At 70.4% G+C, this 19,043-nt stretch carries 21 protein-coding genes; 12 read left to right on the top strand and 9 right to left on the bottom strand.

The window, feature by feature from the left end; genetic code table 11:
- Positions 1–38: 38 nt before the first annotated feature.
- The 3 genes from AB0O53_RS09320 to AB0O53_RS09310 form a co-directional block, all read right to left on the bottom strand.
- Positions 39–719 carry a zinc finger domain-containing protein gene (locus AB0O53_RS09320; RefSeq protein WP_350988124.1) on the bottom strand — a complete coding sequence of 227 codons (681 nt, stop codon included), beginning with the start codon at positions 717–719 and terminating at the stop codon, positions 39–41.
- Between the two features lie 175 nt (positions 720–894).
- Positions 895–2,925, bottom strand: a complete 2,031-nt coding sequence (locus AB0O53_RS09315) for a hypothetical protein (protein ID WP_350988126.1) — start codon at positions 2,923–2,925, stop codon at positions 895–897.
- A gap of 274 nt (positions 2,926–3,199) precedes the next feature.
- Positions 3,200–3,331 carry a hypothetical protein gene (locus tag AB0O53_RS09310; RefSeq protein ID WP_365194294.1) on the bottom strand — a complete coding sequence of 44 codons (132 nt, stop codon included), beginning with the start codon at positions 3,329–3,331 and terminating at the stop codon, positions 3,200–3,202.
- 66 nt (positions 3,332–3,397) lie between these two features.
- On the opposite strand from AB0O53_RS09310, the gene AB0O53_RS09305 reads away from it, so the two are divergent.
- Entirely contained in the window at positions 3,398–3,541 is a 144-nt protein-coding gene (locus tag AB0O53_RS09305; protein ID WP_350988128.1) for a hypothetical protein, read from the top strand.
- 34 nt (positions 3,542–3,575) lie between these two features.
- Here the strand turns inward: AB0O53_RS09305 and AB0O53_RS09300 are convergent, their stop codons facing one another.
- Complete coding sequence (locus AB0O53_RS09300) at positions 3,576–4,106, bottom strand: NUDIX domain-containing protein (protein WP_350988130.1); 531 nt, start codon at positions 4,104–4,106, stop codon at positions 3,576–3,578.
- A gap of 1 nt (position 4,107) precedes the next feature.
- Positions 4,108–5,463 carry an NsdA family TPR-like regulatory protein gene (locus tag AB0O53_RS09295; RefSeq protein WP_365194290.1) on the bottom strand — a complete coding sequence of 452 codons (1,356 nt, stop codon included), beginning with the start codon at positions 5,461–5,463 and terminating at the stop codon, positions 4,108–4,110.
- A 191-nt stretch (positions 5,464–5,654) separates the two neighbouring features.
- Between AB0O53_RS09295 and AB0O53_RS09290 the strand changes: the two genes are divergently transcribed.
- The 4 genes from AB0O53_RS09290 to AB0O53_RS09275 all read left to right on the top strand — a co-directional run bounded on the left by AB0O53_RS09290 (position 5,655) and on the right by AB0O53_RS09275 (position 8,643).
- A complete protein-coding gene (locus AB0O53_RS09290) occupies positions 5,655–6,404 on the top strand; it encodes a hypothetical protein (RefSeq protein ID WP_350988134.1) in 750 nt (249 codons plus the stop codon).
- 73 nt (positions 6,405–6,477) lie between these two features.
- Positions 6,478–7,389: a phosphotransferase family protein gene (locus AB0O53_RS09285; protein ID WP_350988136.1), complete on the top strand. Its 912-nt coding sequence runs from the start codon at positions 6,478–6,480 to the stop codon at positions 7,387–7,389.
- Positions 7,390–8,082 (top strand): class I SAM-dependent methyltransferase, encoded by a 693-nt coding sequence (locus AB0O53_RS09280; protein WP_365194287.1) that lies wholly within the window; start codon positions 7,390–7,392, stop codon positions 8,080–8,082. It begins immediately after the preceding gene.
- 15 nt (positions 8,083–8,097) lie between these two features.
- The gene (locus AB0O53_RS09275) at positions 8,098–8,643 is read left to right on the top strand and encodes an HAD domain-containing protein (protein ID WP_350988140.1); all 546 of its coding nucleotides are present in this window, start codon (positions 8,098–8,100) and stop codon (positions 8,641–8,643) included.
- Positions 8,644–8,757: 114 nt separating this feature from the next.
- On the opposite strand, the gene ychF is transcribed toward AB0O53_RS09275, so the two are convergent.
- Positions 8,758–9,846, bottom strand: a complete 1,089-nt coding sequence (gene ychF / locus AB0O53_RS09270; protein ID WP_350988142.1) for a redox-regulated ATPase YchF — start codon at positions 9,844–9,846, stop codon at positions 8,758–8,760.
- A 213-nt stretch (positions 9,847–10,059) separates the two neighbouring features.
- On the opposite strand from ychF, the gene AB0O53_RS09265 reads away from it, so the two are divergent.
- Complete coding sequence (locus AB0O53_RS09265; protein ID WP_350988144.1) at positions 10,060–10,497, top strand: DUF6542 domain-containing protein; 438 nt, start codon at positions 10,060–10,062, stop codon at positions 10,495–10,497.
- A 65-nt stretch (positions 10,498–10,562) separates the two neighbouring features.
- On the opposite strand, the gene ppgK is transcribed toward AB0O53_RS09265, so the two are convergent.
- Positions 10,563–11,300 carry a polyphosphate--glucose phosphotransferase gene (gene ppgK, locus AB0O53_RS09260; protein WP_350988146.1) on the bottom strand — a complete coding sequence of 246 codons (738 nt, stop codon included), beginning with the start codon at positions 11,298–11,300 and terminating at the stop codon, positions 10,563–10,565.
- A 21-nt stretch (positions 11,301–11,321) separates the two neighbouring features.
- The gene (locus AB0O53_RS09255) at positions 11,322–12,326 is read right to left on the bottom strand and encodes a 4-hydroxy-3-methylbut-2-enyl diphosphate reductase (protein WP_350988148.1); all 1,005 of its coding nucleotides are present in this window, start codon (positions 12,324–12,326) and stop codon (positions 11,322–11,324) included.
- Between the two features lie 153 nt (positions 12,327–12,479).
- On the opposite strand from AB0O53_RS09255, the gene AB0O53_RS09250 reads away from it, so the two are divergent.
- The 5 genes from AB0O53_RS09250 (at position 12,480) to AB0O53_RS09230 (ending at position 17,061) form a co-directional block, all read left to right on the top strand.
- Positions 12,480–13,898 (top strand): APC family permease, encoded by a 1,419-nt coding sequence (locus AB0O53_RS09250; protein WP_365194283.1) that lies wholly within the window; start codon positions 12,480–12,482, stop codon positions 13,896–13,898.
- Positions 13,899–14,143: 245 nt separating this feature from the next.
- Positions 14,144–15,460, top strand: coding sequence for an exodeoxyribonuclease VII large subunit (gene xseA, locus AB0O53_RS09245; protein ID WP_365194281.1), 1,317 nt, complete (start codon positions 14,144–14,146; stop codon positions 15,458–15,460).
- A 54-nt stretch (positions 15,461–15,514) separates the two neighbouring features.
- Positions 15,515–15,733 carry an exodeoxyribonuclease VII small subunit gene (locus AB0O53_RS09240; RefSeq protein WP_350988152.1) on the top strand — a complete coding sequence of 73 codons (219 nt, stop codon included), beginning with the start codon at positions 15,515–15,517 and terminating at the stop codon, positions 15,731–15,733.
- Between the two features lie 98 nt (positions 15,734–15,831).
- Positions 15,832–16,425 carry a malonic semialdehyde reductase gene (locus tag AB0O53_RS09235; RefSeq protein ID WP_350988153.1) on the top strand — a complete coding sequence of 198 codons (594 nt, stop codon included), beginning with the start codon at positions 15,832–15,834 and terminating at the stop codon, positions 16,423–16,425.
- Positions 16,426–16,572: 147 nt separating this feature from the next.
- Positions 16,573–17,061, top strand: coding sequence for a hypothetical protein (locus AB0O53_RS09230; protein WP_350988155.1), 489 nt, complete (start codon positions 16,573–16,575; stop codon positions 17,059–17,061).
- Positions 17,062–17,080: 19 nt separating this feature from the next.
- Here the strand turns inward: AB0O53_RS09230 and AB0O53_RS09225 are convergent, their stop codons facing one another.
- Entirely contained in the window at positions 17,081–17,599 is a 519-nt protein-coding gene (locus AB0O53_RS09225) for a DUF4245 domain-containing protein (RefSeq protein ID WP_350988451.1), read from the bottom strand.
- A 238-nt stretch (positions 17,600–17,837) separates the two neighbouring features.
- Between AB0O53_RS09225 and glpX the strand changes: the two genes are divergently transcribed.
- The gene (gene glpX, locus AB0O53_RS09220; protein ID WP_030850369.1) at positions 17,838–18,869 is read left to right on the top strand and encodes a class II fructose-bisphosphatase; all 1,032 of its coding nucleotides are present in this window, start codon (positions 17,838–17,840) and stop codon (positions 18,867–18,869) included.
- The last annotated feature ends 174 nt before the right edge of the window (positions 18,870–19,043 follow it).

The raw sequence follows: 19,043 nt of genomic DNA, 5'->3' as shown, positions 1-19,043 counted from the left end.
ACCAAAGTGTGGCGGTAGTCCCGATGCGCCAGGGAGCGTCAGCGGCCGGCGTGGGCCTGATTGGCAATCTTCCCGCTGGATGTGCGGCACAGCTCGCCGACCGCTGCTTCGCAATAGGAACAGGATGCCGTGCTGGCTGTGTTGGTGTGGAGCCATAGGTATTCTCGTGCGCCGTGCAGCTTGGGCTGCTCTTCGCCGTTCCGCATCAAGCAGCTTCCGCCGGGCTGCGCGTCGCAGTATGGGCACGCCACCCCTAGGGTCCCGGTGCGCCGCTCCTCAGCCTCCTTGCGAAGCTCCTGCTCGCGCACCTCGCGCCTCCGCAGTTCCTCCTCCTCATCGGCTCGAATCACCTCCATGTACGTCTCGTAGGAGTCGGGGTGATGCACACAGGCGCCCTTACGGAGATCCCACCGGCACCATCCACGCTTCTTCCGCTCCGTGGCGCAGTGGAAAGACTGCGGCGTCTCACAGTGATGCGGGCATGGTCCGTACAGGCGGGTGTTGTGGCGGCAGGGACGATAAGTGGTACGCCCCAGGACTCCACATACGTCGTCAGAACGTGCCTGTTCGCCGGCCTGTGCGAACATCTCGGCGTACTCCGGCCAGTCGGCACGCTGTCCCCACCGACGCCACCATTCCGGTTGCGCCTGTACGGTGACAAGGCCGGTTTCGTCGGCGTGCCATACAGCTTTGGGCACATCGGCGAAGGTATTCGGCATGGAGGCTCCCAGTTCGGTAGAGCCCGCTCTGGCGGGATGGCGATGCTGCAGGAGACGCTAAGGGACTCAAACCCTGACCCCGCCCTGGTTCACGCGCATGGTCGCCCCGATTAATCCGTTCGAATAACCCGTGTGCCGTGAGCGGACACTACTGGAATCCCCCTATGGAGCTCACTCACCCGCCAGTTCGAACGAAGCGGCAGTAGGAAGGCTCAAACTTCAACGAGACGGATTTTTTGCACCGCTCGCCCCTAACCTTCAAGGCCCGCACCGTGGCTGTGCCGGCGTCGGGCAAACTGGTCCAGTAGACCCCGTCACGGTGTAGTTCAACGATGGTGTCGGCGCCGCGTGCGATAGGCGTCGGAACGTCGTGCAGCTCAAGCGGCTCGTCCGGCCCTTCGCTCAGCGCTCGCGCTGTGATGAGAACCGCAAGGTTGTGCTCCATCGCGATGCGGCGCGCGACCTCCATACTCACCGCCACGCCCTCTTCGCCCAGCTCGCTGTAGCTCTCGATCGTGTCGACCACCCACAGGGCCAGGCGCCCTCGCTGCGGCGGGATGACGCGGGTGGCAGCCTCCCGGAAGACCTGTTCGAGCGGGAGCCCAATGATCGGAGTGTGCCAGCCCGGAACCCTGACTGAGCACTCGGACGCGCGGCGGCGCAGGGAGTCAAGATCCGCCGTGTCGGCGGGGCATCGCAGATCTGCTCCATATGTTGCGCTGACGAGCTTCTGCTCGATCAAGTCCGAGTTGATCTCGCAGGTGCTGAAGGCGGTGAGCCGTTCAGCTGCGGCGTTGTGCAGAGCGATGTTCAGCACCATTGTTGAGCGGCCGGCAGTTGGCACAGACACGATCGCGGTGACCGTCCCGGGCTCTAGATGCAGGAGCTCATTGACATCAGGCCACGGAGTTGCACCGGGGACCCTGCCTAGGTCGGTCCACGTGCCTTCCTCATCGATGCCGGGTACCGGGTTCGTCACTTCCGCGGGGCCCTCGTCGGCGTCGGCAGCTGGCCAGGCGTGCAAGGGGACCTGCGCGTCGCGGGATGGCATCTGCATCATGTCCGGCTGCCACATCACCTTGCTGAAGAACGTCTCCCCGATGGCCGAGAGCGGGAGGTTCCAGGGCCGGCCGAAGGGCTTGACCTCCCAGCCACTAGCGCGGGCTCTGTCAGCGCTGGCACTGATGCGTCCGATGGTGCTGTTGGCGGCTTGGCGCTTGTTCACTCCGCCGCGCTGGTAGTAGGCGGCGGAGTCCTTGGCCGCCCGGTAGATGAAGTTGAAGACCTGGCCGAGGCTGAAGGTGCTCAATGCGTCTTGGAGAGCGGTACGGGTCCCCTCGCCTTGCTTCATCTCAAGGTGGTGTTCGCCCAGCTTCATCGTGAGGTAGTTCTGGGCGTCCGCCAGCGCCAGCTCATCCCACAAATCGCGCCACTGACCTGTCCAGGAGGTCGGCCACGGGCCCTCCCTGAAGGTACGGTTCAGGGCCTGCAGAAGGCGGGGGTGCCGGCCGGTGAGCTCGTCGGCCTCTCCCATGAGGTAGTAACTGACGCGACCAAGGTAGAAGGAATCGCTGAGCTCCCCTTCGTCATCCAGCGCGAACGCATTGAGATGAGAGTCCGGGTGCACCTTGATCAGCTGCGGCGCGCGCTCCAGGAGCCCACGCTCGAATTCGAACCGCAGCTGCTCGGGAGCCCAGCGGCGATCCTTCGGCCAGACGTCGGTGGGAGACGTCAGCCCGGCGTCTTCGACAGCCGGATCGCTGAAGAGGACGTGCAGCGAGATGGCCTCGAAGAGTGTGAGATCGGCAGGCTCCAAGTCGGGACCACTCAGGACGGGGTACTGCTCGTAGACCTCAGCGCGGCATCGCGCCTTCTGCTCCTGGATCCGCGCCGCGTGCTCTGCCGCTTCACGCTCGTGGCAACTCGAGCACTCCCAATTCCTTAGACGGAGGGCTTGGGCGAGGTCGCTTCGGCTCGACACCGAGTAGGGGCATTCACAGGACTTGCACGCCAAGTTTCTTAGGTAGGCCGTGCCGGCCTGCTGGGCGATGCGGGTCATCTGCTGCGAACTCAGCTCGTACTCCGCGCGGATCGCGGTGACGGTCTGCGCCCATGTCTCGCCATCGTCGTCTAGGCGCCAATATGCCTCGAAGGCTGCTGCCTCGCGGACATCCTCCGTGAGCACTGCGAGTTCGAGCTGGGCCACGTTCCCCCCTGGGTGTTGTCGCACGCACCCAAGTATTTCGGGTCCGCTGACAACCGACGGGTGTTTCAGCCAACGTCCGTGACCGACTTACTAGTACGCCCATACCAGGCCGGTCTGCCGGTACTCCTCCACGAGGGTCCGGGGCCCAGGCGCTCATGCGTGCGATGCACAGCATGCCGTCGAGGTGGTCGATCTCGTGGTGGATGTGCGGGCGAGGCCGTGTTCGTACACGGTAGTCACGGACTCGCCGCTCAGGGCAGTTCAACGGTGATCTTCAAGGGGTGGGGGTCAGGCCCCGGACGTCGAAGAAGCTCAGGCAGCCCTCGCGCTGCTCGTCCGTCTCGTCCGACCGATCAGTAATCTTGAGGTAGAGCAGGACACTGGCGGGGGCCTCGCCGCATGGCATGACCACTGCGGCGGTGCGACCAATGCCGATCTACGAAGCCGCAGTACCCATGCCTTCGGCGAAGGGGTGGACCTGGCCGATGCGCTCAGTGGCTGCGAATGGTTCGTCGGTGATGCGCTCGGCCTCTTCCCGCTCGGCGGGCAGCTCGAAGGAGCGGGCCGTTCCGGTGAAAATGCCGGCGCCTTGCTGGACGACTCCGAGGTCTCGTAAAGGACGGGGCAATGGGGTCAGGCATCGGGCATCTCTAATGCCAGCCGTCGAGGGACACCTCCGGTTCCCCTGCGAGGTACCGGTGGAGGGCGCTGGAGGTCGTATCCACGAAATTCTCGGGTACTGCGTCGGCGTCGATCCAGCGGACCTGGGAGTGCTTGCGCGGTTCGCGGTTTTCGGGTTCGCCGGTCCATTCGTGGGCGGCGAAGACGACCGTGAGGAAGCCGTTGGGGGCTTCGACGCCCCAAGCGCCGTGGATGATGTGGGCGACCTTGAGGGACTCGGGCTTCACGGTGAGGCCGGTCTCCTCGTAGAGCTCGCGGACTGCGGTCTCCGTGATGGGCTCGCCCGGTTCGCTCTTGCCGACGGGGAGGTCCCATAGGCCCTGGGCGAACTTGGCGTTCTCGCTGCGCTGGAGGAGGACGACGCGGTTGGTGGCCTTGTCGTGGACGATGACGGCCGCGACGAGCAGGGTCATCGATTCGAGCGCCGGCTTGAGGGCTTGGGAGCGGTCGTCGGTCTGCTGGGCCACGGTGTTCCCTTCGTCGGGCGGGTTGTTGGGCATGTTAGGCGAGGGCTTCGCGTGCGCGGCGGGCGAGATCGGCGGCGCCAGGAACGCGGCGGCGCTGGTAGACCGCGAGCGTGGAGCGGATCGAAGTGATCGCCTTACGGGTGCGGTCGGAGGTCATGCCCTCCATGAGGACCAGGGCCTGGGTCCAGGCGGCGACGGCCTCGTCGGCGCGGGCCTGGGCGGCGAGGCTGTCGCCGAGGTCGGCGTGGGTGAGGGCGTGGACGCGCTTGTACTTCTCGGGGTCCCAGCGGGTGAGCGCGTCGCGGTGCTGTTGTTCGGTGCCGATGTGGTCGGCGAGATCGGTCAGGGTGCGCGCGGTGTGGCTGGCCACGGTGCCGGCGGCGGGGCCGCTGACGCGGGAGTAGCTGGGCTGGGGGCGGTCGTCCCGGAGGAGGGCGTCTTCGGCGGCGAGGAGGGCACGTGCGGCCGACGGGTTCTCGTCGGTGGCGGCGTAGGCGCGGGCGTGGGTGATGTGGAGGAGTGCCTCGGTCTGGCCGTCGACGTGGCCGAGGCCGCGTCGCAGGGCGCCTTCGACGAGGTCGACGCAGTGGTGGGGCTGCTTGAGGCTCAGGGCCTGGTGGGCGAGGGCGCGCATCATCCAGGCGGCGTGGCCGTGGGGGTCGGCTTCGCAGGCGAGCTGGTAGCCGACTTGGTAGTAGCGCTGGGCGGCGCCTTCGTGGCCCAGGTCGTGGTGCTTCCATCCGGCGAGGTAGGCGAGTTCGGCGACGGCTCCGAAGGCGGTCTGGCGTAACGGCTCCGAGGGGAAGCGTCCGCGGAGCATCGGAGCGGCTGTGTCTGCGAGGTACGCGGTGACGGTGGTCAGGCCGTGGCCGCCGCCGAGGCGTTCGTCGGCTGCGCTGAAGGCGGCGGTGATCTGGCGTACGACGTCGATGTCCTCGCCTCCGACGAGCGACCGGCCGGTGCGGGCACGGAGCATCCGGGAGGTGGCTTCGTGGTCGTGGAGCAGCGGCATGGCGACGCCGGCCGTGGTGAAGGCGGCGATGGCGAGGAAGCGGCGGCGTTCGACGTCGGCACGGCCGAGGTCGGTGACGGTCACGACCGGATCGCCGTTCGAGGCGGCTTCGGCATCTCCGGGGTGGAGGCCGATCTCGGTCGGGGTGACGACGCGGCCCAGGCGGCGGGAGAGGGCTTCGGCGAGGTACTGGTCCGCTTGGCCCGAGGGTGCGCGGGTGTTGTTGGCCCAGTGGGAGATCGCGGACTTGTTGGTCTGGAGGAGTTCGCCGTTCTCGGCGGCGATGCGGCGGACGTCCTTGGCGAGGGCTTCGTACGTGCATCCGGCAGCGTGGATCGTCTCGCGCAGGCGGGAGTTGGGGTCGGTCGGCGCTGGCACGTTCCTCCGTCCCGGAGCTGTAAACCGCGTATACCGCTTGGGCTCGGTCACACCGTACCCACTCTGCGTAACGGGCGGTTCACTTATCGAGAGCCGCCCCACTCTCGGGACAGGCGGCCCCAAGTCCCCTACGCCCTAACGAGCTCGGGCATTCCCATGCCCTGGCCCGGACGATCAGAGACGGAGACACGGTGACCACCATCGACACCACGACCATCACGATCGAGCTGCCCGACGCCTTCGACCCGCGCTGGAGCCGCCTTCCCGGCATCCAGGTCGAGGGCCGACGCCTCACCATCGACCCGGCCGAGTACTTCTTCCGCTTCGAGTCCAACACCTGGCTCGTCACCGACTGGGAGCTGGTCAAGGCCCAGCTCCTGGACGCGGACGAGACGGCCGAGAGCGCGGTCGAACAGCTCGCGCTCGGCTTCGTCAAGAGCCACGGCGAGTCCACCTCCGACGCGGCCCGCGTCCTAGCCACCGCGTACGAGGTGTACGCGTACCTCTTCCGCGACGAGCACCTGGCCGGTCTCGGCCTGCCGCAGATCACCGCCGACCACCTGCGGATGCTCCGCGAGGCCGCCACGCTCATGGCGCTCAACAAGGTCGAACTGGACGGTCACATCTCCAACGTCGGCCCGTGCTGGTTCTTCCCCGCCGCCACCTCCGTCGTCTTCGACCTGGACGACGAGACGGGCGCGATGCTCGACGAGGTCTACCACGGCGGCTGGTTCAACGAGCACCGCCGGATCGAGTCCATCAAGGCCCACGCGGCCCTCGGCGGCCGGCTCGTGCACGGCTGCCAGTCCGTGCCGGATCAGTCGGGTGGCGTCGTCGCGCCCTACGGTGCCTCGATGGCCAACTTCCGTGACGACCTGGCCGCGTTCAAGGCGGGCTGGATCGAGCAGGTCTACGCCCACCGCGTGACCGCGGCCGAGTAGCCCCACCCGTACGGCTTCGGGGCGGGCCGGATGCTCGCCCGCCCCGGAGCCCACCAGCCCCTGGAGACACCCCATGGACCAGAGCCTGACCGCCGCCCTGCTGGACGACCTGTGTGCCCTCATCCGCAAGCCGCTCCCGGAACGCACGGAGATCCGCGTCTGGGGCATGTCCGGAGTCGAACGCGTCACCTTCCCCGACGGCACCACGGCCGTCTTCAAGTACGCCAAGGAGCCCTTCGACCGCGAAGCCCAGGCCCTCCGGATCGCCCATCAGCGCGGGCTGCCGGTTCCCGAGCTTCACGCCACCACCATGCAGGACAAGTGGCTCGGGATGCTCATGGACGACCTAGGCACCCCGGTGCGGGAGGCCGACGACCTCGACGGCGTCGCCGCGGCCGTGATGCTCCACGCCGCCCGCCCGGCCGGCGGCCTGCCCTTCCTCGACGCCACGGGCCTCGCGGCCCTGCCCGGCCGGGCCCTCGACCACCTCCAGCGGCTGCGGAAGGCCGGCCGGTGGACGGACTGCGACGACATCGAGACCGCGCTGGGGAAGATCTCCGCAGCAGCCGAAGCCCGCGCCCGGGGGGCGACGCTCGACCCGTTCGGCTGGGTGCACTCCGAGTTTCACCCCACGAGCATCCACATCGGGGAGGAGGGCTGGCGCCTCCTCGACTTCGCCCGCGCCTTCACCGGCCCCGGCCTGATCGACCTCGCCTCCTACCACGGCACCACCGAGACGCCCAGCCCCGTACGGCTGAGGGTGCTCCTGGAGCAGTACGTCGCCGCCGGCGGGCACGAGGACGCCCTCGCCGCCCGGGGCGGCCTGACCGCCGAGGCATGGGCCCTGGGCTGGCATCGCATGTGGGCCGTCGAGTGGTTCATGGAGCAGGCGATCCGCTGGATCAACGACCCAACCAGGGACTTCGCGTACATCCCCGTCGTCCGCCGTCACTTGAACGACGTGGTCCGACTCCTGGAGGTCTAGGTGCTCGCCCAGGTCTCCCCCTGGTACGCCCACGCAGCCCAGCGCCTGACCACCGCCCCGGCCCACGCCCTCACCCCTCCGACACGGATGGAGTGGAGCACCCGCCCCGGCCTGGGCCCCGGCGCGGAGGTCCTCGGCCGGGACCTGCGCGGCAAGCGCCTCCTGGAGCTGGGATGCGGCCCCGGCCACAACATCGCCCACCTCGCCCAGCACCACCGGGCACGCGTCACCGGAGTCGACCTGGTGGGCCTCCAGGTACAGCGAGCGCGGTCGCACTACGGCCACATCGACGGAGCCACCTTCGCCGCCGGCCACGCCCTGCACCACCTCCAGGTCACCGGCAAGAGCTTCGAAGCGATCTACTCGGTCTTCGGCGCCGTCGGCCTCGTCGCCCCTGAGCTTCTGCTCGCTGCGGCCTCCCGCCGTCTCGTGCCGGGTGGCGTGCTGGCCTTCTCCGTCCCCCACCCGGCACGGGCAGGAAGACATCCTTCGACGGACGATCGTCCCCGCCAGGACTACGTCACCATGCCCGACCGCACCCGGCTGCCCATCGCCCGCTGGGAGTTCGACGCCCACCGCTGGGCCGCCCATCTCAGCCGCACCGGCCTACGGATCACCTCGGCCATCGAACTGCAGCACCCGCGCCTCGACGCGTGGCCCACCACTCTCCTGATCACCGCCCGGAAACGCTGACCGACGGAGGCAACGATGCCCCTGCCCTACCTGCTGCTGGACATCGACGGCGTCCTCATACCGTTCCCGGCGCCCGACGGCAGCACCCCAACCACCCACGTCCGCCACACCGTCCTGCCCGCGGGCCGCAACCCCGACGATCCGGTACCGATCTGGCTCGACCCCGCCCACGGCCCGTTGCTCGCCGGCTTCCTTGCCGACGCTCTCGTCGCTCCCGTGTGGTGCACGAGCTGGCGCAAGGACGCCACCACCATCGTCGGGCCGCTCCTCGGGCTGCCGGAGTTCCCGTATCTCGACCTCCCCCGCCCCCGGATCACGACCAGCCACCCCAACGGCTACCTCTGGAAGCGCGATCACGTCGAGCCGTGGCTCGGCGGGGCGGCGGTCGCCTGGGTCGACGACGACTTCACCGACCTCGACCATGCCTGGGCGGCGGAGCGGACTGCCGAGGGAATGCCGACCCTCCTCGTCCAGCCCGACTCGCACCACGGGCTGCAACCCGGGCACCTGACTGAGCTCACGACGTGGGTCTCGCAGTTGCCCGCAGCTCGCGCCGCCTGACGGCCGACGTCCTCCCTTTCGGCAGACCCACCCAGCCCGCTGCGGGCTTCGCGTGGACGACGAAGGCCGCCTGACCTGCTCCTTCGCAGGTCAGACGGCCTTTCGCCGAACGTATTAGACGTTGAAGCGGAACTCGACCACGTCGCCGTCCTGCATGACGTACTCCTTGCCCTCCATGCGGGCCTTGCCCTTGGCGCGGGCTTCGGTGACCGAGCCGCATTCGACCAGGTCCGCGAAGGAGATGACCTCGGCCTTGATGAAGCCGCGCTGGAAGTCGGTGTGGATCACGCCGGCCGCCTCCGGGGCGGTCGCGCCCTGCTTGATGGTCCAGGCGCGGGTTTCCTTCGGGCCGGCCGTCAGGTAGGTCTGCAGGCCCAGCGTGGCGAAGCCGACGCGGCCGAGGGTGGCGAGGCCGGGCTCGTCCTGGCCGACCGACTGGAGGAGCTCCAGGGCCTCCTCGTCGTCCAGCTCGGAGAGGTCCTGCTCCAGCTTGGCGTTGAGGAAGATGGCCTCGGCCGGGGCGACCAGCGCCGACTGCTCCGCCTTGAAGGCGTCGTCGGTCAGCTCGTCCTCGTCCACGTTGAAGACGTAGAGGAAGGGCTTCGTGGTGAGCAGGTGGAGCTCGTGCAGGAGGTCGCCCTGCTCCGTGCCCTTCGTGATGCCCTTCGAGAAGAGGGTGTCGCCGGCTTCGAGGATCTTCTTGGCCTCGACGACGGCCGCGAGGACCGCGACCTTGTCCTTCTGGAGGCGGGACTCCTTCGTCAGGCGCGGCTCGGCCTTCTCGATGGACTGGAGGTCGGCGAGGATCAGCTCGGTGTTGATCGTCTCGATGTCGTCCTTCGGCGAGACCTTGCCGTCGACGTGGACGACGTTCTCGTCCTTGAAGGCGCGGATGACCTGGCAGATGGCGTCCGACTCGCGGATGTTCGCGAGGAACTTGTTGCCCAGGCCCTCGCCCTCCGAGGCGCCGCGCACGATGCCGGCGATGTCGACGAAGTCGACCGTCGCCGGGAGGACCTTCGCCGAACCGAAGATGCCCGCGAGGACGGCCAGGCGCGGGTCCGGGACGCCGACGACGCCGACGTTCGGCTCGATGGTGGCGAACGGGTAGTTGGCCGCCAGCACGTCGTTCTTGGTCAGGGCGTTGAACAGGGTCGACTTGCCGACATTCGGCAGGCCGACGATTCCGATCGTGAGCGACACGTTGGCGACTTCCCGTAGCTGGAGGGGGCGGCGGCCCGGGAGTGGGCCACCGGACAGTTTACTTTCCGATGAGTGGCGGTGGATGTACGCGTGTCCGGGCCCGGATCCGGCCCCCCTCCCGCCTAATTTGGTGGGGTGGAGCAATACAGGACGCGATCGGCCCCTCACCCGCAGCGACCCCCGGCCCAGCGTCGGGGCCCGCGGCCCGCGGGCGTGCCCGCCCAGGGCGGAGGCCCCCCGCGGCCCGCGCCCGCGCGCCGGCTGCCCCGCCCCCGGCTGACCGGCCTGGGCGGCGGGCTGTTCGCGTGCACCGCCATGGTGCTCGTCGCCGGGATCTGCTGGCTGCTCTTCGACTCCTCGCTGTTCGTCTACGGGCTGCTCTTCCTGCCCGTCGCGGCCGCCACCGCGCTCTGGGTGCGGCCGGCCGACCTGATCACCGCGCCGATCGGGGTCCCCATCGCCTTCGCCGCCGGAGCGTGGCCCATCTCGGGCGGCTCCGGCGGCTTCGGCGGGCAGCTGATGGGGCTGGTCTCCGCGCTGTCCCTGCACGCCGGCTGGCTGTACGCGGGGACGCTCGTGGCCGCCCTCATCGCGCTGGTGCGCAAGGCCGTGCTCATCGGCCGGCGCCGCCTCCCCCGCCGCGTCGCCTGACCGGCGGGGCGTTCCTCACCCCTTCGCCGCCCTCACCCCGTCGCCACCCTCGCCCCTCGCCTTCCTCAGCCCTTCGCCGCCATCGCCGCTCCGACGATGCCCGCGTTGTTCTGCAGCCTGGCCGGGACGATCTCGGCCCGGACGCCCTCGATCAGCGGCAGGAACTTCTCCGGCTTGCGGCTGACACCGCCGCCGATGACGAAGAGGTCCGGCGAGAACAGCATCTCCACGTGCTGCATGTACTTGCTCAGCCGGTGCGCCCAGCGCTCCCAGGTGAGGTCCCCGTCCTCCTTGGCCTTCACCGACGCCCGCGTCTCCGCGTCGTGACCCTTGAGCTCCAGGTGGCCCAGCTCCGTGTTCGGGACCAGCCGCCCGTCCGTGAAGAGGGCGCTGCCGATGCCCGTGCCGAGGGTGAGCAGGAGGACGGTGCCGCCCCGCCCGCGCCCGGCCCCGTACGTCATCTCCGCGACGCCCGCCGCGTCCGCGTCGTTGAGCACCGTGACGGGCCGGCCGCCCAGCTCGCGCGAGAGCAGCGCCGCCGTGTCGACGCCGATCCAGGACTTGTCCATGTTGGCCGCCGTGCGGGTGACGCCCGCCGTGACCACGCCGGGGAAGGTCACGCCGACCGGGCCGTCCCAGCCGAAGTGGTTCACCACCTCGACGACGCAGCCGGCCACCCCGTCGGGGGTGGCCGGCTGCGGTGTCAGTACTTTGTGGCGCTCCTGCGCCAGGTCGCCGCGCTCCAGGTCCACGGGAGCGCCCTTGATCCCGGATCCGCCGATGTCCACGCCGAAGATCTGCATGGACATACCGTACGAAACGAGTTACTTGTCGGCGACCAGTTCCGCGGCTTCGGCGCGCAGGTCGCGGCGGAGCTCCTTGGGCAGGGAGAAGGTGATGTGCTCCTCCGCCGTCTTGACGATCTCCACGTCCGCGTAGCCGCGCGCGGCGAGCCACTCCAGGACCTCCTCGACCAGGACCTCCGGCACCGAGGCGCCCGAGGTGAGGCCGACGGTGGTGACGCCCTCCAGCCAGGTCTCGTCGATCTCGCTCGCGAAGTCGACGAGGTACGCGGCCTTCGCGCCGGCGTCCTTGGCGACCTCGACGAGCCGGATCGAGTTCGAGGAGTTCTTCGAGCCGACGACGATGACCAGGTCGGAGTCGGCGCCCATCACCTTGACGGCGGCCTGCCGGTTCGAGGTGGCGTAGCAGATGTCGTCGCTCGGCGGCGAGACGAGCAGCGGGAACTTCGTCTTCAGCGCGTCGACGGTCTCCATGGTCTCGTCGACCGACAGCGTGGTCTGCGAGAGCCAGACGACCTTCGACTCGTCGCGGACGGTGACCTTGTCGACGTCGTGCGGGCCGTCGACGATCGTGATGTGGTCCGGGGCCTCGCCGGAGGTGCCGATGACCTCCTCGTGGCCCTCGTGGCCGATGAGGAGGATGTCGAAGTCCTCGTTCGCGTACCGGATGGCTTCCTTGTGCACCTTGGTGACCAGCGGGCAGGTCGCGTCGATCGTCGCGAGCTTGCCGCGCGCCGCCTCCTCGTGCACGACGGGGGCGACGCCGTGCGCGGAGAACATCACGATGCTGCCCTCGGGCACCTCCTCCGTCCGCTCGACGAAGATGGCGCCCTTCCGCTCCAGCGTCTGGACGACGTACTTGTTGTGCACGATCTCGTGGCGGACGTACACCGGCGCCCCGTACTGCTCAAGGGCTTTCTCGACGGCGATCACGGCTCGGTCCACGCCCGCGCAGTAGCCGCGGGGCGCGGCGAGCAGGACACGGCGGGAAGCGGGAGCAGGGGCGGGAGCAGTCATAGCCTCCATCGTACGGGGGTCTCCAGCAGGCCGAACGTCGCCCGTTCGCCGCAGACTGGCCGCAAGGTCCCGAGCGGCATCCCGTACGACGTCGCGTGAGACGTCCCGTGAGACGTCCCGCGGCAGGGTCCGAGAACGTTCCACCCGTCACCCGGAGGACTGATGGCGTCCGCTACGGATTCCGGCGGGGCCCCGGCGCCCGCGGTGCCCGCGGCCCTGCGGCGGAGTCTCGGCTTCCGGGACCTGGTCGTCTACGGGCTGCTGTTCATCGCCCCGATGGCCCCGGTGGGGGTCTTCGGCACGCTCGACGCCAAGTCGCACGGCGCCGTCGCGCTGGTCTACCTGGTGGCGACGGTCGCGATGGCCTTCACGGCCTTCTCCTACGCGCAGATGGTGCGGGTGGCCCCGCAGGCCGGTTCGGTCTTCACCTACGCCCGCAAGGGCCTGGGCGAGGGGCCGGGGCTGATCGCCGGGTGGATGGCGATGCTGGACTACCTGCTGATCCCGGCGGTCGCGTACCTGTTCTCGGGGATCGCGATGAACGCGCTGGTGCCGGAGGTCTCCCGGTGGGTGTGGACGGCCCTGGCCGTCGTGGTGACCACCGCGCTGAACCTGTGGGGCGTACGGGCGGCCGCGCGGGTGGGGTTCGCCGTGCTGGTCATGGAGGTACTGGTCCTGCTGGTCTTCGTGGTGGCCGCGGTGGTCGTGCTGGTCCAGGACGGCCCCCGGCGCGGCTGGCTCTCGCCGCTGACCGGGGACGGCTCGCTGGGCTTCGGCACGGCCGCGGTGCTGGGCGCGGTGTCGGTGGCGGTCCTGTCCTACCTGGGCTTCGACGCCATCGCCTCCTTCGCCGAGGAGGTGACGGGCGGATCGGAGCGGGTGGCGCGGGCGCTGCTGTGCTGCCTGGCGCTGGCCGGGACGCTGTTCGTCGTCCAGAGCTACCTGGCGGCGCTGCTGATGCCGGTGTCCTCGGCGGAGCTGGCGGCGGATCCGGCGCAGCAGGGGCCGGCCTTCTACACCGCGGCGGAGGCCTCGGTCGGTTTCTGGCTGCACGACCTGGTGGCGATCAGCAAGGCGGTCGGGGCGGCGTTCGCCGCCCTGGCGGGGCAGGCGGCGGCCGGGCGGCTGGTGTTCGCGATGGCCCGGGAGCGGCGGCTGCCGCGGGCGCTGGCGCGCACCTCGGACGGCACTCCGCGGGCGGCCCTGCTGCTGGCGGCGACCGTGACGCTGGTCGCCGCGGTGTGGGCGGCCCGGCGCGACGACGGGCTCGACCACCTGGTGTCCGTGGTGGACGTCGGGGCGCTCGTGGCCTTCACCCTGCTGCACGCCTCGGTGGTGGGCTGGTTCGTGGTCCGGCGGCGGGAGGGGCCGCCGAACTGGTGGAAGCACCTGGTCGTCCCGGTGCTCGGGGCGGCGGTGACCGTCACGGTGATCGTCGAGGCGTCGCGGACGGCGCAACTGGTGGGCGCGGTGTGGCTGGCGGTGGGCCTGGCGGTGCTCTTCGCCCAGCGGGGCCGCCGGGGCGACGGCGCCGAGGGGGGCCGGGGTACCGGGGCCGCCCGCGCGGATGTGCGGCCCTGAGCGGACCGGCCGGCGGCCCGGAACCGCGGGAGCGCCCGGACTCCCGAACGGCGCCCCGATGGCGCGGGCCGGGCCGCCGGACCGGGGCTCCCGGGCCGGGCCGCCTGGCAGCCGGGCCGGGGCTCCCGGGCCGGGCTTCCCGGGCCGTGGGCGACCTGAGGGTGGCGGGGCGCGCGGGTGGGCCGGATTCCGACACCTGTGTCGCGGCCTGACGCGGTGTCGGCGGCGCCGGATAGCCTGCGCACATGGGTCTGAATACGTCGGCCGAGGCGCCGCTGCCGGTGGGCCAGGTGTCCCGGCTCATCGGGGGCTGGATCGAGCGCCTCGGGCAGGTGTGGGTCGAGGGGCAGATCACGCAGCTCTCGCGGCGGCCGGGGGCGGGAGTGGTCTTCCTGACGCTGCGCGACCCCTCGCACGACATCTCGGTCAGCGTGACCTGCTTCCGCCAGGTCTACGACGAGGTCGCGGACGTCGTCTCGGAGGGCGCGCGGGTCGTGCTGCTGGCCAAGCCCGAGTGGTACGCCCCGCGCGGGCAGCTGTCCCTGCGGGCGACGGAGATAAGGCCGGTCGGCATCGGCGAGCTGCTGGTCCGGCTGGAGCGGCTGAAGCGGTCCCTGGCCGGCGAGGGCCTCTTCGCGCTGGAGCGCAAGAAGCCGCTGCCCTTCCTGCCGCAGCTGATCGGGCTGGTGGTCGGGCGGGCCTCGGCGGCGGAGCGCGACGTCCTGGAGAACGCCCGGCGCCGCTGGCCGGCGGTCCGCTTCGAGGTGCGCAACGTCGCCGTGCAGGGCGTGCACGCGGTGCCGCAGGTGGTCCGGGCGGTCAAGGAGCTCGACGCCCTGGACGAGGTCGACGTGATCATCGTGGCCCGGGGCGGCGGCAGCGTGGAGGACCTGCTGCCCTTCTCCGACGAGGAGGTCGTGCGGGCGGTCGCCGCGGCCCGCACCCCGGTGGTCTCGGCGATCGGCCACGAGCCGGACTCCCCGCTGCTGGACCTGGTCGCCGACCTGAGGGCGTCGACGCCCACGGACGCGGCGAAGAAGGTGGTCCCGGACGTCGGCGAGGAGCTGGAGCGGGTGCGCCAGCTGCAGGGCCGGGGGCTGCGCGCGGTGAACTCGCTGCTCGACCGCGAGGAGCGGGGGCTCGCGCACGCCTTGGGCCGGCCGGTCTTCGTCCATCCGCAGCGCATGGTGGAGATGCGGGAGGACGAGCTGGACGCGCTGCTGGCGCGGAGCCGGCGCACGCTGGGGCACCTGCTGGACCGGGCCGATTCGGAGCTCGCCCACACGCTGGCCCGGGTGGTGGCGCTGTCGCCGGCCGCCACGCTGGAGCGCGGGTACGCCGTACTGCAGCGGGCGGACGGTCACGTGGTGCGCTCGCCGCAGGAGGTGTCGGCGGGGGACGTGCTGCGCGCCAGGGTCGCGGAGGGCACGTTCTCCGTGGAGGTTTCCGCGCCGGACGCGGCGGAGGGGGCGGAGGCGGACGCGCCGGACGCGGGCGCGGAGGCTGCGGCGGAAGCCTCGGACCCGGCCGACGCCCCGGACGCCGCCGGGGCTTCGCAGTAGCGCCACACGGCCGCAATCACGTGGTCGCACGACACACAGAGGATGGATACGGGAATGACCGAGGCCAATACGGCGCTGGGGTACGAGCAGGCGCGCGACGAACTCATCGAGGTCGTCCGCAAGCTGGAGGCCGGCGGTACCTCGCTGGAGGACTCCCTCGCGCTCTGGGAGCGCGGTGAGGAGCTGGCGAAGGTGTGCCGGCACTGGCTGGAGGGGGCTCGGGCCCGGCTGGACTCGGCGCTGGCGGCGCGCGAGGCCGCCGAGGAGGAGTGATCCCGGTCACGAGCACCCCGGTTTAGTTGAAAATTCATCTACTTCGGTCGTAGAGTCATGGACATCGCTTCACCTCCGTATGGAAGAAGGCTTTACCGATGTCTCTCGTTCTCGACCCCGCCGCTCAGGACCTGCTGTTCCGCGAGGCCCGCACCGCCAACGCGTTCTCCGAGGAGCCGGTCACCGAGGAGCAGGTCCAGGCGATCTACGACCTGGTGAAGTTCGGCCCGACCGCCTTCAACCAGACCCCGCTGCGCATCACCCTGGTCCGCTCCCCCGAGGCCCGCGAGCGCCTGGTGAAGCACATGGCCGCGGGCAACGACGCCAAGACCGCGACCGCCCCGCTGGTCGCGATCCTCTCGGCGGACAACGAGTTCCACGAGGAGCTCCCGCAGCTCCTGCCCCACTTCCCGCAGGCCAAGGACGCGTTCTTCTCCGAGCGCCCGGTCCGCGAGCGGTCGGCGCTGCTGAACTCCGCGCTGCAGGCCGCGTACTTCATCATCGGCATCCGCGCCGCCGGTCTGGCCGCGGGCCCGATGACCGGCGCCGACTTCGCCGGCATCCAGAAGGAGTTCCTGGACGCCGACCACACCCCGATCATGGTCATCAACATCGGCAAGCCGGCCGCCGAGGGCGCCTGGTTCGACCGCTCCCCGCGCCTGGCCTTCGACGAGGTCATCACCACCGTCTGAGCACCGCCCCGGACACGCGAAGAGGGCCGTGGCCCCCGGATCACCGGGGCCGCGGCCCTCTTCGCGCACACCCGTACCGGCGGATCCGGGACGGCGCCTGGCGTGGGACGGACACGGCGGACGCGATTGCTGCCACCCTCGTCGTCCATGGACGTCAGCACCTTCTACGCCCTGTTCTCCGCCACCTGCTTCACCCTGGTCGGCCTGTGGTGGAACGTCGTCCAGAGCCACCACGACTGGATGCGCGACCCCGCCCTGCGGCGCGTCGTCGGCGGGATCTACCTGTCGTTCCTGCTGCCCGCCCTGATGGGGCTCTTCGCCCAGATCGGCGGCACCGAGCAGCCGCAGGTCTGGCGGGCGGCCTTCGTGGTCCTCGCGGTGGTCGGCTGCGTCTGCACCGTGCGGCTGCTGGCCCGGGCGCGCGGCGACCGGTTCCTGATCTGGCAGCAGGCCGCGGCCGCGCTGCTCTACGCCCTGATCGCGGTGATCGGAGCCTTTCCGGAGCTCGCGAAGCCGTTCGGGCTGCGGCCGATCCAGGCCGAGGCGCTGATGCTGATCGGCCTGATCGTGCTGGGGCACGCCCTGGTCTGGCGGTTCATGGCCGGCGAGGGCCGGGCCGCAGCCGCCGCGGACTGAAACCAGGGCGCGGGAGGGCCTAGCGGCCCTGCTTGAACTCCAGCGACGCCGCCAGCTTGCCGAGCTGCTCGAAGGAGGCGGTGCCGGTCACGACCGTGACGTAGCCCTGCTCCCGGCGCACGAGGGCGTCGTACTTCTCGCCGTCCCAGCGCTCCCAGGCCGTGTCACCGACCTGCTGGGTCTGCCCGGAGGCCGTGGCCTTGTGGGTGACCCGCTCCAGGTACTTCACGGAGGTGTCGGTGGACTGCTCGACCGCCGCGTACTGCCGCTCCGGGTCGAGGAAGCCCAGGTGCCAGGCGTCGGCCTTCTTGCGCTCGTACGTCACCGAGGTCGCGCGCCACTGTTCCGGGAGGCCGACGGGGGCGGCCACCGGGTACGGGGCCGCGCGCCGGGCCGTGATGGTCTCCACCCGGTAGTCGACGGTGCGCGTGGGATCGGCCTTGTCGTCGTGCGGGACGAAGAGGTAGATCCCCGCGACGACGACGCCGATCACCGCCAGCGACCGGACCATGTCCCAGATCGTCTGCTTGCCTTTCATACCTGCCACGGCACCATCGTCCCGCATCACCGGGGGGCGATCACCGCCGGGGTCGCGCGGGCGCGGCGCGCGGCGCACCCTTGAGTCGCCCCGCACGGAGTGCAAGGCGTCCGCTCAGGACAATCGAATGACCGATATTCCGCTCATACGTGACCCGCCCTGCTCAATATGTCGACGTACCGATAGAGTTCCAGCACCCTCACTTCCCGGCCGTCGCCGTACAGAAAGGTGCGCTCCGATGACCGAGCACAACCTGCCGCCCCAGCTCGAAGTCTCTCCGGAGGCCCCCGACCGCAACCTCGCGCTCGAACTCGTACGGGTCACCGAGGCGGCCGCCATGGCCGCCGGCCGGTGGGTCGGCCGCGGCGACAAGATCGGCGCGGACGGCGCCGCGGTCAACGCGATGAGGACCCTGATCTCCACCGTCTCGATGAACGGCGTCGTCGTCATCGGCGAGGGCGAGAAGGACGAAGCCCCGATGCTGTTCAACGGGGAGCAGGTCGGCGACGGCACGGGTGCCGAGGTCGACATCGCCGTCGACCCGATCGACGGCACCACCCTGAACGCCAAGGGCATGCCGAACGCCATCGCCGTCCTGGCGGCCGCCGACCGCGGCACGATGTTCGACCCGTCCGCCGTGTTCTACATGGACAAGCTGGTCACCGGCCCCGAGGCCGCCGACTTCGTCGACATCAACGCCCCGGTCTCGGTGAACATCCGCCGGGTCGCGAAGGCCAAGGGCATGGCCGCCGAGGACGTCACGGTCGTCATCCTGGACCGCCCCCGCCACGAGGGCATCGTCCGCGAGATCCGCGAGACGGGCGCGCGGATCAAGTTCATCTCCGACGGCGACGTCGCCGGCTCCATCATGGCCGCCCGCGAGGGCACCGGCGTGGACCTGCTGCTGGGCATCGGCGGCACCCCCGAGGGCATCATCTCGGCCTGCGCGATCAAGTGCCTGGGCGGCGTGATCCAGGGCAAGCTGTGGCCGAAGGACGACGCCGAGCGCCAGAAGGCCCTCGACGCCGGCCACGACCTGGACCGCGTGCTCACCACGACCGACCTGGTCTCGGGCGAGAACGTCTTCTTCGTCGCGACGGGCATCACCGACGGCGAGCTGCTGCGCGGCGTGCACTACCGCTCGGAGACCGCGACGACGTCCTCGCTGGTCATGCGCTCCAAGTCCGGCACCATCCGGAAGATCGACTCCACGCACCGCCTGTCGAAGCTGCGCGCGTACAGCGCGATCGACTTCGACCGCGCCCAGTAGCGGGCGGGGGCACAACGCGGGAGGGGCGGTCACCCTGTGCGGGGGTGACCGCCCCTCTCGCGTGTCCGCGTACGAGGCGTGGGGGGACGGACGGGGCGTCCGCGGGCTTCCGCGGCCCTCAGTGGACCGTCATGGGCCGCCGTGGCCTTCCCGGCGTGCGACGCGGACCGCGGC

The organism is Streptomyces erythrochromogenes (assembly GCF_040684695.1).
In the GTDB taxonomy this organism is placed as follows: Bacteria; Actinomycetota; Actinomycetes; order Streptomycetales; family Streptomycetaceae; genus Streptomyces; species Streptomyces erythrochromogenes_C.
The sequence above is the reverse complement of the archived record's forward strand: the minus strand, read 5'-3'. Positions and strand labels throughout refer to the sequence as shown.